The following is an 11772-nucleotide window of genomic DNA, read 5'->3' on the forward strand; positions in this document are numbered from 1 at the left end:
CCGGGGCTTCAGCCAGGACGGGGTTGGATGCGGCGAAACGTGAGGTTGATGCGCGGGCCTTTCTCGCGGGACTCCTTGGGCACCGCATGCTGCCAGTGGCGTTGCATTGCGCCGGCCATCAGCAGCAGGCTGCCGTCGGTCAGGCTGATATTCACCGGGGCATGCAGCCGTTCGCGATGCCGCAGCCGGAAGCTGCGCGTGGCGCCGAAGCTGAGCGACGCAATCACCGGCTCGCCGCCCAGCTCGCGCTCATTGTCGCTGTGCCAGCCCACGCTGTCATGCCGGTCGCGGTAGAGGTTGAGCAGCACGCTGTTGTAGCGCTGGCCGGTGGCGGCTTCCACGTCCTGCCGCAGCCGCGTCAGGGTCGGCGTCCATGGACAGGTGTCGAGCGTGATGCCGGAATAGGTATAGCGGGTGCCGGCGTCGCCATGCCACGATGTCAGGCGCGGCTGGTCATGCACCTTGCCCCATACCTCGATGCGTTCCTGGCGCCACGGCGTTTCGGCCATCAGCGTCGCGAACAGCGCCGCGCACTCGTCGGGCGGATAGAACGCATGCATGAAGCGCAGGTCGGCGTCGGGAACCGCGAGCGGTTCAAGCTGGCGCGGCGCCTCGAACAGGTCGGGGGTGACGGACATCGGCAGTCCGCCTTCAGTTGCCGGAAGCGACCCGGATCGTGACATCGCCGACGCTGACCACCTGGCCTGCGCGGACCTTGCAGGTCTTGCGCAGTTCGGTCTTGCCGTCGACCTTGACATCGCCGCTGGCGACGATCATCTTGCCGGCGCCGCCGCTGTCGCAGATGCCGGCCAGTTTGAGGAGCTGGTTGAGTTCGACGTAGTCGCCGCTGAGAGTGAAGGCTATGGTTTGCATGGCCCGATTATAAGCCGCCGCCGCATGGGCCTGTTAAGCGAAAATGGCAGTGTTAGATAACGCACAGACACTATCGGCGGGCCAGCGTATCGTTGGCATCAAGTTGAACGCTTAATCAGCGTTTGCATTTTCGGAACAGGTCGCCGCGGCAAGCTCTGCGGCACTCCGTAACCCACATAAGGAAATACCTGATGAAAAACATACGCAACCTGATCCTCGCCGCAACCATGATGGCCGCCTCCGCCGGCGTGATGGCGCAAGCCAACCAGACTCCTAACCCGGCCGGCCCGCCGACCGCAGGCACGGGCGCAACCACCACGCCAACCCGCGGCACCGGCACCGCGCTGTCCGATCCGAACGCAGTCAATGCGACGGCCGTGAACAGCTCGGGCCAGTCGAACGATCCGTATGTGCAGAAGCGCCAGAAGGATGCCGACGCCAAGGCCGAGTACAAGGCTCGCAAGAAGGAAGCCAAGCGCCAGGCCAAGATGGAAAAGCAGGCTGCCAAGTCGGACCTGAAGATGGAAAAGCGCGAATCGACCGCAGAGCGCAACGAAGCGCTGGCTCCCGCAGCCGCAGTGAAGTAAGCCGCTTCGCAGGCCCGGCATGAGCCGGGTCATGCGGGCCGTTTGACAGCAGGCCGCAGCATTGTCGTCCGATCAGGGCGGCAGTCCTGCGGCCTTTTTTCCGTCCTCGCTCAGGCGCAGGATGTGCATGCCGCTGCCGGCGCGGTCGACGCTGTAGATCAGGCCGCGTTCATCGATCTCGACATTGTTGGTCTGGGTCGCGGGACGGCAGTCCGGGTCGCCGCCTGCGCACTGGCTCGCGGTGCGCGCATTGACCGCCGGGATGTAATAACCGATTTCCTTCATGGAATACGGGTCGCGGATATCGACCGCGCGCACGCCTGCATTGAAGTGCGCAAGGAACACCACTTTCCGGTAATACACCGCGGCTGCGCTTTCATTCGACGAGTGGGTGCCGAAGCGTCCCGCGCGCCGGCAGAAATCGCCGCTTGCTTCAGGGACCGTGAAATGCGACACCACCCTGGGCCGGGCTTCCTCGCCGACATCGACCATCCAGGCCATCTGCCGGGTTTCGCGGCAATGGTCGGCGACCGCCTCGCCGACGACCAGCACGAAATCGCGCCTGCTGCCGTCGCGCATCGGCATGGCGGGCAGCGGCAGCGCGGTATGCGCGCCGATTTCCGGGCCGAGGTCGAGTCGGCCGACCTGCGGCGCCAGGAGATTGTCCGCGGTCGGTTCGGCCGGACCTTCCAGCAGCTTCCGGCGGTCGACGATCTGCAGCACGCCGTCGCTGTTGACGCCGTAGCCGAAGTAGACGCGGTTGCCCGCCTTGCCTAGCGAGATGGGGCCATGCAGCCCGACCGGCTGGGGGCCGGATGCGCCTGGCTGCTGGCCAGGCAGGCCGAACTGGCGCAGCAGCCGCGGCCTCGCCGGGTCGGCCAGGTCGACCACCTGCGTCATGCGCCGCGTGCGCCAGCCGGGCACGCCCGACACCAGGTAGGCCACGCCGCTGTCGCATTCCCAGAAATTCTTGTGCGTGCCGCTGATGCCGCCCAGCTGCGCGATGCGGCGCGGCGCGGCCGGTGCGGTCACGTCCCATACTTCATGCGCTTCATTGCCATAAGTGCGCAGCAGGTAGTAATGGCCGGGAAGGCCATGCGGCAGGCTGCCGCCGGCGCAGATCCGCGCCATCTGCGCGCCGCCGCTTTCGCCTTGCCCGGATGCGCCGGGAATGTGATGCAGCATGCGCGGCGACGCCGGGTCCGTGACGTCGACCACCGATGTGCCATTCGCTTCGCGGCGCCCGGTCAGCGGGTTGAGCGCGGCGCCGCCATGGTGGCCTATGTAGGCGATCCAGCGGCCGTCCTGCTGCTGTATCACCGGCTGGTAGGCGCTGCGTCCCTGCAGGTCGCTGTAGCCGGCCAGCGCCATGTTGCTGGCCTCGGCCTGGGTTTGTTCCTGTGCTGCGGCCAGCGCCGTCGCGGCGGCGCAGTAAAGCAGGCATGCGGCTATCGGTAACGGGCGCATCGCGGTTCCGGTCAGTGGAGGGTGAGCCGATTGTAGGGGAAGCGGCGGCCGCCTGCAGCCGCCCGCGGCCGCCGGTATCATGCATCCCATGCGATCGAACCGGCCTCGCCATGCCACGCTGACCGATGCCGCGCAGCGCCTGCTGCGCCGGCTGGTGGATGTGCGCCCGGGGGAGACGGCCGCGCTGCTGGCCGGCTTCGCGTACTTCTTCTGCCTGCTGTCGGGCTACTACCTGCTGCGGCCGCTGCGCGATGCAATGGGCCTGGTCGGCGGCGCGGGCCAGCTGCAATGGCTATTTACCGCGACCTTTGTCGTCATGCTGCTGCTGGTGCCCGTGTTCGGGCTACTGGCCAGGCGCTGGCCGCCCAGCCACTTCGTCGCCATCATCTACCGCTTCTTCGCGATCAACATCCTTTGCTTCGGCGCGCTGTTCGCGGCCGGCGTGCAGGAACTGGCGGTGTCGCGCATCTTCTTTGTCTGGATCAGCGTCTACAACCTGTTCGTGGTCAGCATTTTCTGGAGCGTGCTGGCCGACCGCTTCAGCAGCGCGCAGGGACGCAGGCTGTTCGGCTTCATAGCCGCCGGCGGCACCGCGGGCGCACTGGCGGGGCCGGCGCTGGCCGCATTGCTGGCGCAGAGCGCAGGCGTGGCGTGGCTGGCCGTGCTGGCGGCGCTGCTGCTCGAACTGGCGCTGCAATGCTGCCGCCGGCTGCAGCGGGAAGCGCCGGGCCAGACGTCCGCGCTCAAGCGCGACCAGGCGCTGGGCGGCAGCGTGCTCGCCGGGGTCAGGCTCATCATGCGCGACCGCTACCTGCTGGGCATCGTCGGCTACCTGCTGCTGCACAGCTTCGCATCGACCTTCCTCTACATGGAGCAGGGCCGCATCGTGGCTGCCAGCCTGGCGGGCACCGCGGCCCGCACGCAGCTGTTTGCGACGGCCGACCTCGCGGTCTCCTGTCTTTCCCTGCTGCTGCAGGTCGCGGTGACAGGGCAGGTGCTGCGCCGTTTCGGCGTGGTGGCCGGGCTGGTCCTGCTGCCGCTGGCAGGCATGGCGGCTTTCGTCGCCATTGCGCTCTGGCCAACGCTCGTCGTGCTGGTCGCGGCGCAGGGCATACGCCGCGCGGTCGACTATGCATTGTCGCGGCCGGCGCGCGAAGTGCTGTTCACGGTCGTCAGCAGGGAAGCCAAGTACAAGGCCAAGAGCGTGATCGAGACCGTGGTCTACCGCGGCGGCGACGCGGCCAGCGGATGGCTCGCGGCGCTGGCGGCATCCGCCGGCATCGGCTTCGGCGGCATGGCGATGCTGTGGCTGGCGCCGGTGGCAGGCTGGGTGGCCTTGTCGGCGTGGCTGGCGCGGCGGCAGGAATCGATGGCGTCGGCTGGCAGTCCGGCGCCTGCCCGAACTGGCAGTCCCCAACCCTTATCCAGGAGCGCAGATGAAAACCTTCCCCAATGACCATGGCGACCCGGCAAGCATGCCCCGCGCGCGTTTCCTGCGCCTCGGCGCGGCCGTGGCGGCGCAGCTTGCCATCGCGCCGCTGCATGCGCAGGGCGTGGCCGCGGCTCCCGCCGCAGCGACGCGCATGCACCAGCGCGCCATCCCCTCCAGCGGCGAACAGCTGGGCATCATAGGCTGCGGCACCTGGCAGACCTTCGATGTCGGCGCTGCCGCGGAAGACCGCAAGCGCCTGGCCGACGTTCTGCAGATCATGTTCGATGCCGGCGGCTCGGTGGTCGACAGCTCGCCGATGTATGGCCGCTCGGAAGCCGTCACCGGCGACCTGCTGACGCAGATGGGCAAGCATGACCGCGCCTTCGTCGCCACCAAGGTCTGGACCCGCGGCGCGGCTGAGGGCGTGCGCCAGATGGAGGAATCGATGCGCCTGCTGCAGCACAAGCGCATCGAGCTGATGCAGATCCATAACCTGGTCGACTGGCGGACGCACCTGAAAACGCTGCGCGCGTGGAAGGCGGAAGGGCGCATCAAGTACCTTGGCATCACGCATTACACCGAAAGCGCGTTCGGCGAACTCGAAGCCATCATGAAGGCGGAAAAGCTGGACTTCGTGCAGCTGAATTACTCGCTGGGCGACCGCGCCGCCGAAGCACGCCTGCTGCCGCTCGCGGCCGAGCGCGGCATCGCGGTGCTGGTGAACCAGCCGTTCGGCGGCGGCGGCCTTTTGCGCAGCCTTGCGGACAAGCCGCTGCCTGCATGGGCCAACGACATCGGCTGCGCCAGCTGGGCGCAGGTGCTGCTGAAATACGTGGTCAGCCATCCGGCGGTCACCTGCGCGATCCCCGGCACCAGCAGGCCGCAGCACATGCGGGACAACGTGGCGGCCGGGATGGGCATCGTGCCGGACGCAGCAATGCGGCGCAGGATGGCGGATGAATGGCGTAGCCGCTAAACTGGCAAACAGAATGCGTGGGGTCTAATAAGCGAAGCGCATTACACCACTGGTTCAATGACTACCGGCGCCTGTTCGCAACGGCTGGTGTAATGCGCTGGCGCTTATTGCACCCTGCACCCGGTTCGCGCTCGCTGTTTGCCATGCGATCATGCGCCTGCTTCCAATAACAATAACGGGACACCGCTTCATGCTCAATCGTCTTCCATTCACCTGGTGGTCGCTGGCGCTGGCCGGCTTGTGCGCAAACATGATAGGCATCGGCATCGGCCGCTTTTCCTATGTGCCGCTGCTGCCGCTGATCATCGATGGCGGCTGGGCCACGCCGTCCGGCGCGGCCCAACTGGCCGCCGCCAACCTGATCGGCTACCTGATCGGCGCGCTGGCAGCGCATCCGCTGGCGGTGCGGCTGGGCGCGCCGGCCGTGATCCGCGGCGCGATGCTGGCCCTGCTTTTCAGCCTGGTGGCTTGCGCCTTCCAGCCGGCGCTTGCATGGCTATGGATCTGGCGCTGCCTGGCCGGCGCCACTGGCGGCCTGGTCATCATTCTCGCGGCGCCGCATGTGCTGAGCCAGGTCGATGCAAAGGTGCGCGGCAGGGCGGTGGGGCTGGTGTTCTCGGGCATCGGCCTGGGCGTGGTGTTCTCCGGCTTTGCGGTGCCGGCATTCGGCGCCCGTCATCTGCAGGCGGCGTGGCTGGCGCTGGCGGCCTGCGCCGCCATTGCGATCGTCTATGCGTGGCCCAAGTTCGCCAGCGACGCCCGGCCGCGCCTGGCTGCGCCGCCCGGCCCGCTGCTGCCGCGCGGCGCAATGCTGGCGCTGCTGTGCGCGTATCCGCTCGACGCGATCGGCTACCTGCCGCATACGGTGTTCTGGGTCGAGTACCTGGTGCACGGCCTGTCGATGCCGATGTCGGTCGGCGGCGCATTCTGGGCCGTGTTCGGCGCAGGCGCGGCCATCGGGCCGCTGCTGACCGGCATGATCGCCGACCGCCTGGGCTTCCGCCTGACCGTCATCGGCTGCATGGCATGCAAGGCGTTCGCGGTGGCGCTGCCGCTCATGTCGACCTCCACCGCCGCGCTGTTCGTCTCATCGTTCATGGTCGGCGCGCTGACGCCCGGCCTGGTGGCGGTGGCGTCCGGCCGCGCGCTGGAAATCGTCGGCCCCGGCGCGCACCAGCGCAACTGGGCAATGATGACCTTCCTGTATGCGCTGATGCAGGCGCTGGGCGGCTATGCGATGGCGGCGCTGTACGGAGCGCTGCATTCGTTCGATCTGCTGTTTGCGATTGGCGCGTCGGCGCTGCTGGTGGCCGCGGTCATTGCCAGCCTGGGCGGCAGGCCGCAGGTCGCTGCGGCCCGGGATTGAGCGGACCGTCCGGCGCCGCTGCAAGCGACCTGCGGCACACGGGATGCATGCGGCCTTCCCAGTCGTGCGGGATTATTCGCAGCCCGGAAGCAGGTAAGGGAAGGGTTTATGCCAATCCTGGTTCATAAGGTGCGATGGAAATCTGCAGGGTGTAACAAGCGGAGTGCACTACATCATTCGCTACGAACAGGCGACGGTAATTGATTGGCCATTGGTGTAATGCGCTTTGCTTCTTACACCCTGCAAGCCACGCGGGCAAATCGGAACCCTCAATCTCATCCGGTATGCCATGACTTCGGATTGGTATTAATCCAACCCGCCCCGGCTTTCCAGCGAGTACTTGCGTTCACGCCAGCGCAGCACGACCTCGGCGACCTGCTCCGGCGTGATGCGCCGCATGCAGTCGCATTCGTCCGCATTGGCGCAATGGCCGCAGCCCTGCGGCTGGCACAGCACTTCGGCCTGCGTGCCGAGCGCGCCCCAACGCTCCGGGTCGATCGGCCTGATCGGCGGAAACAGGCCCAGCGTCGGCCGGCCCAGCGCCGCCGACATGTGCAGCGGGCCGGTGCCGCTTGCCACCAGGCCGTCGGCCGCGCCGATGAAGGCGGTCAGCACGCCCAGGTCCCAGGCGCCGCAGACATTGCTTACATTGGGCTGCGCCAGCAGGTCCGGCGCCTGCGCGGCAATCCACGCGCCTTCCTTTGCGCTGCCGGTAATGAAGATGGCGATATCGTCATGCGCCTGCAGCAGCCGCGCCAGCGCGGTGTAATGCGCGATCGGCCATTCGCGGCCATTGCCGTTGGACTTCGGATGCAGGACCAGGTTGAAGCTGCCGGCAGGCAGCGCCGGCTCGGCCCGGTAGGGCGGGGCGGTCAGCCGGTAGAGCGGCGGTATGTCCGCCAGCGCCGGCGTGACATCCATGCCCAGCGGCTGCAGCAGCGCGAAGTTCAGCTGCGCCTCGTGCAGGCGCGACTTGACCCGGCTGAAGTGCGCAAGGCGGTTGCAGGTCAGCCAGTGAAACCAGCGGTGGCTGGTGCCGACCCGGCGCGCAATGCCGGCGCGTTTCGCGGCCCAGGCGATGCGCCGGTCCGGCTTCGCATGGATGATGGTGTCGACGCCGGATGCCGCCAGCCAGGCGGCGGCATCGTCAAGCTGGTCGGACTCCACCACGTAATCGACCGCGTCGCAGCAGCGCACCAGCGGCGCCGCATAGCTGCGGCACAGGAAGCCGATGCGGATACCGGGATAGCGCTGCTTCAGGTAGCCTGCCAGCGGCAGCGTCAGCACCACGTCGCCGATGTTGTCGGTGCGGCAGATCAGCACGTGCGCGAGTTCAGGCTTCATTGCGGCCTTCCGCTTCGGTCAGCAGCATCAGCTTGAAATACTTGTGGTAGGTGCTTTCGGCGGTGGAGATGGCCACCATCAGGCCGGCCCGGCCGTCGAGAAAGCCGCGCTTGGCGACATAGGAACGCAGGAAGGCGGTGCATCCATGCAGGATGGCCTTGCCCAGCCCGCCGCGCTTGCCGGCTTCGAAGGCCTGGCGCGCGCCCAGCGACGAATACTGCTCCAGCTTGCGCAGGTAGGCGCTGTCGTCGCGATAGCTGTAGTGGATGATGGGATTCTTCAGCCGCCCCGCGCCGCGCTCGTCGACGACGATGCGTTCATGCACCAGGTCGTCGGAAAACCGGGCGCTGCCGCGCCGGAACAGCCTGACGATATGGTCCGGGTACCAGCCCGCATGGCGGATGAAATGGCCGCAGAAGCTCGACAGCCGCGGCAGCAGGTAGGCCTGGTGCGCGGGCTGCGCGATGGCGGCCAGGATCTCGCCGCGCAGCGCCTCGGTAATGCGTTCGTCGGCATCGAGCGACAGCACCCATTCGCCGAGCGCGGCGTCGAGCGCCCGGTTTTTCTGCGGCCCGAAGCCGGGCCAGTCGGCCTCGATCACTGTTGCGCCGGCGGCGCGGGCAATGGCGACGGTGCCGTCGGTGCTGCCCGAATCCACTATAATCCGCTGATCCGCGAAGCTGACACTGTCCAGGCAAGCCTGGATGTTGTCAGCTTCGTTTTTCGTAATGATGATGACCGACAGTTTCATGGGAGTGCAATGGAGGCGATGTTGCATAACCGCGGCGGCCGCCGCGCGGCATGGATTGTAATCGGTTTTACCATCGCTTCCCGCCGCTGCGCACCATGACCGGATTTCCCTTTCCCATGATCCACCGAGTTCAACCATGAAGATCCCGCCGCATTTCAGGCGGGCGCTTGCCATGTTCCGGCCCTACAAGACCAGGCTGGCGCTGGCTTTCCTCGGCATGATCCTGACGGCTTCCACCGAACCGATGTTCCCCGCCGTGATGCGGGTTCTGCTGGACCGCGGCTTCGTCGGCAAGCCCACGCTGCAGCTATGGATGGTGCCGGTGGCCGTGGTCGGCATCTTCGTCCTGCGCGGCATCTCGACCTTCCTCACCAGCTACATGATGACCTGGGTGACGACGATGCTGCTCAACGCGATACGGGCGCAGATGTTCGCCCGCGTGCTCGACGTGCCGGCTTCCTTTTACGCCAGCAGCTCGGTCGGCAAGGTCATCAACGGCATGATGTTCGAGGCGCAGCAGGTGATCGACATGGTGCGCAACGTGCTGACCTCGCTGATCCGCGACAGCCTGACCGTCATCGTGCTGCTGGCCTTCCTGATCTGGCTCAACTGGCGCCTGACCATCGTGGCGCTGGTGCTGCTGCCGCTGACGGCGGTGGTGGTGCGCCTGACCGGCAAGCGGGTGCGCAAGCTCACGCGCGAGTACCTGGAGATCAATGCCGAACTGACCCAGGTGATCGAGGAGACCACCCGCGCCAACCAGGTGATCAAGATCTTCGGCGGCCAGAAATATGAAAACGACCGCTTCGAGGCGCGCGCGGCCAAGCTGCGCCGCTACTCGATGCGCATGGCCAGCACGCTGGCCGCGACCGTGCCCATCACCCAGATCATGGCGGCCTGCGCGGTCGCGACCGTGATCGTCATCGCGCTGATCCAGTCCTCGCGCGGCCAGTCCACGGTGGGCGACTTCGTTTCCTTCATCACCGCGATGCTGATGCTGCTGACGCCGCTGAAGCGCCTGGCCGAAGTCAGCGGCCCGCTGCAGCGCGGCCTGGCGGCGTCGGAAGCCGTGTTCGGGCTGATCGACGCCAAGCCCGAGCGCACCACCGGCGAGACGCTGCCGCAGCGCGCCCAGGGCAGGCTGGAGTTCGCCGACGTCAGCTTCACCTATCCGGGGCAGGCCCAGCGGGCGCTGTCCGGCATCAACCTGAGCATCATGCCGGGCGAGACCGTGGCCTTCGTCGGCATGTCGGGCGGCGGCAAGACGACGCTGGTCAGCCTGGTGCCCAATTTCTTCAGCGCCAGCAGCGGCGAGATCCGGCTCGACGGCCGCAACATCGAGGAGATCGCGCTGCCCAGCCTGCGCGCGCAGATCGCGATGGTCAGCCAGAGCGTGGTGCTGTTCGACGACACCGTGGCCGCCAATATCGCCTACGGCGACCCGTCGCCCGACATCGCGCGGGTGCAGGCGGCGGTGCGCGCGGCCTACCTGAGCGATGTCGTGGCGCAGCTTCCTGCCGGACTGGACACGGTCATCGGCGACAACGGCAACCGGCTTTCCGGCGGCCAGCGGCAGCGGATGGCGATTGCGCGGGCCATCTACAAGGATGCGCCCATCCTGATCCTCGACGAAGCCACGTCCGCGCTGGATACCGAGTCGGAGCGGGCGGTGCAGGCGGCGCTGGAGACCCTGATGCAGGGCCGCACCACGCTCGTCATTGCGCATCGGCTGTCCACCATCGAGCGCGCGGACCGCATCGTGGTGCTGGTCGGCGGGCAGGTGGTGGAAGTCGGCTCGCATGAGCAGCTGCTGGAACGCGACGGCACCTATGCCAGCCTCTATCACCTGCAATTCGCCAAGGACATCGCCGCATGAGCGCCGGCGCGCCGCGCCTGCTGGTGATTTCGCCCAACTGGATAGGCGATGCGGTGATGGCGCAGCCGCTGCTTCAGCTGCTCCGGCGCCAGCACCCGGACAGCCCGATCGACGTGCTGGCGCCGGGCTGGGTCGCGCCGGTATGGCGCGCGATGCAGGAAGTCGACACCGTCATCGAGGCGCCGTTCCGGCATGGCGCGCTGCAGCTGCGCGAGCGCTGGGCTTTTGCGCGGCAGCTGCGCAAGCGTGCTTACGGCGCGGCCTACGTGCTGCCCAACACGCTGAAGTTTGCGCTGATCCCGTGGCTGGCCGGCATACCGAAGCGGGTCGGCTACCGCGGCGAAATGCGCTATGGCCTGCTGAACGTGGTGCACCGCGACGAACGCAAGCCGAAGCGGCCGATGGTGTCCTTTTACGCGGCGCTGGCGTCGGCGCCGGTCGCGGTTGCGCCGCCGCCGGGCGCATTGCCGCGGCCGGCGCTTTCCGCGTCGGCGGCGCAGCAGGCCTATGCGCTGGAACAGGCCGGGCTGGATGCGTCGCGGCCGCTGCTGGTGTTTGCGCCGGGCGCCGAATTCGGCTCGGCCAAGCGCTGGCCTGCCGTGCATTTCGCCGAGCTGGCCAATACCGTGCTGGAGAAGCTGCCCGACATGCAGATTGCCCTGCTGGGTTCGGGCAAGGACAGGCCGGTCTGCGACGAGATCGTGGCGCTGGCGCCAGCCGTGCACAACCTGGCCGGCTCGACCTCGCTGGACCAGGCGATCGCACTGATTGCCGCGTCGCGCGCGGTCGTCAGCAACGACTCCGGCCTGCTGCATATCGCGTCGGCGCTCAACCGCGCCATCGTGGCGCTGTACGGCCCGACCGACCCGGCCCATGCGCCGCCGTTTTCGGATGTCGCGCAATCGCTGTGGCTGCACCTGGAATGTTCACCCTGCAGGAAGCGGGAATGCCCGCTCGGGCATCACAACTGCATGCGGCAAATGAGCGCCGACATGGTGTGGCAGCCGCTGCAGGCGATGCTCCGGAATCCACCAGCTTCGTAGGGTGTAACAAGCGAAGCGCATTGCACCCTACGGCTACGGCTACGGCTGCGGCCGGGC

General features: G+C 67.4%; 11 protein-coding genes. 6 read left to right on the top strand and 5 right to left on the bottom strand.

All coding sequences use genetic code 11. The annotated features are described in order from the left end of the window. Positions 1-8: 8 nt before the first annotated feature. Positions 9-638 carry an alpha-ketoglutarate-dependent dioxygenase AlkB family protein gene (locus QOL82_RS10100; protein ID WP_283442136.1) on the bottom strand — a complete coding sequence of 210 codons (630 nt, stop codon included), beginning with the start codon at positions 636-638 and terminating at the stop codon, positions 9-11. A 13-nt stretch (positions 639-651) separates the two neighbouring features. After that, positions 652-873, bottom strand: coding sequence for an RNA-binding S4 domain-containing protein (locus QOL82_RS10105; protein WP_283442137.1), 222 nt, complete (start codon positions 871-873; stop codon positions 652-654). Between the two features lie 191 nt (positions 874-1064). Between QOL82_RS10105 and QOL82_RS10110 the strand changes: the two genes are divergently transcribed. Next, positions 1065-1460: a hypothetical protein gene (locus tag QOL82_RS10110; protein WP_283442138.1), complete on the top strand. Its 396-nt coding sequence runs from the start codon at positions 1065-1067 to the stop codon at positions 1458-1460. Positions 1461-1532: 72 nt separating this feature from the next. Here QOL82_RS10110 and QOL82_RS10115 read toward each other — a convergent pair whose 3' ends face one another. Continuing rightward, positions 1533-2927, bottom strand: a complete 1395-nt coding sequence (locus QOL82_RS10115; RefSeq protein ID WP_283442139.1) for an LVIVD repeat-containing protein — start codon at positions 2925-2927, stop codon at positions 1533-1535. Positions 2928-3006: 79 nt separating this feature from the next. Here QOL82_RS10115 and QOL82_RS10120 point away from each other — a divergent pair, with 79 nt between their 5' ends. The 3 genes from QOL82_RS10120 (at position 3007) to QOL82_RS10130 (ending at position 6701) form a co-directional block, all read left to right on the top strand. Further along, entirely contained in the window at positions 3007-4383 is a 1377-nt protein-coding gene (locus QOL82_RS10120) for an NTP/NDP exchange transporter (protein ID WP_283442140.1), read from the top strand. Next, entirely contained in the window at positions 4364-5335 is a 972-nt protein-coding gene (locus tag QOL82_RS10125) for an aldo/keto reductase (RefSeq protein ID WP_283442141.1), read from the top strand. The genes QOL82_RS10120 and QOL82_RS10125 overlap by 20 nt, the downstream gene beginning before the upstream one ends. A 190-nt stretch (positions 5336-5525) precedes the next feature. Then, positions 5526-6701, top strand: a complete 1176-nt coding sequence (locus tag QOL82_RS10130; protein ID WP_283442142.1) for a YbfB/YjiJ family MFS transporter — start codon at positions 5526-5528, stop codon at positions 6699-6701. Positions 6702-7007: 306 nt separating this feature from the next. On the opposite strand, the gene QOL82_RS10135 is transcribed toward QOL82_RS10130, so the two are convergent. Beyond that, positions 7008-8045, bottom strand: coding sequence for a glycosyltransferase family 9 protein (locus QOL82_RS10135; RefSeq protein WP_283442143.1), 1038 nt, complete (start codon positions 8043-8045; stop codon positions 7008-7010). After that, positions 8035-8796 carry a glycosyltransferase family 2 protein gene (locus QOL82_RS10140; RefSeq protein WP_283442144.1) on the bottom strand — a complete coding sequence of 254 codons (762 nt, stop codon included), beginning with the start codon at positions 8794-8796 and terminating at the stop codon, positions 8035-8037. Before QOL82_RS10140 ends, QOL82_RS10135 begins: the two co-directional genes overlap by 11 nt. A 136-nt stretch (positions 8797-8932) precedes the next feature. Between QOL82_RS10140 and msbA the strand changes: the two genes are divergently transcribed. Both msbA and waaF read left to right on the top strand, forming a co-directional pair. Then, positions 8933-10672 (top strand): lipid A export permease/ATP-binding protein MsbA, encoded by a 1740-nt coding sequence (gene msbA / locus QOL82_RS10145; protein ID WP_283442145.1) that lies wholly within the window; start codon positions 8933-8935, stop codon positions 10670-10672. Then, positions 10669-11715: a lipopolysaccharide heptosyltransferase II gene (waaF, locus tag QOL82_RS10150; protein WP_283442146.1), complete on the top strand. Its 1047-nt coding sequence runs from the start codon at positions 10669-10671 to the stop codon at positions 11713-11715. The genes msbA and waaF overlap by 4 nt, the downstream gene beginning before the upstream one ends. Positions 11716-11772 lie beyond the last annotated feature (57 nt).

It is taken from the genome of Noviherbaspirillum suwonense, from assembly GCF_900182955.1.
GTDB classification, from domain to species: Bacteria; Pseudomonadota; Gammaproteobacteria; order Burkholderiales; family Burkholderiaceae_D; genus Noviherbaspirillum_A; species Noviherbaspirillum_A suwonense.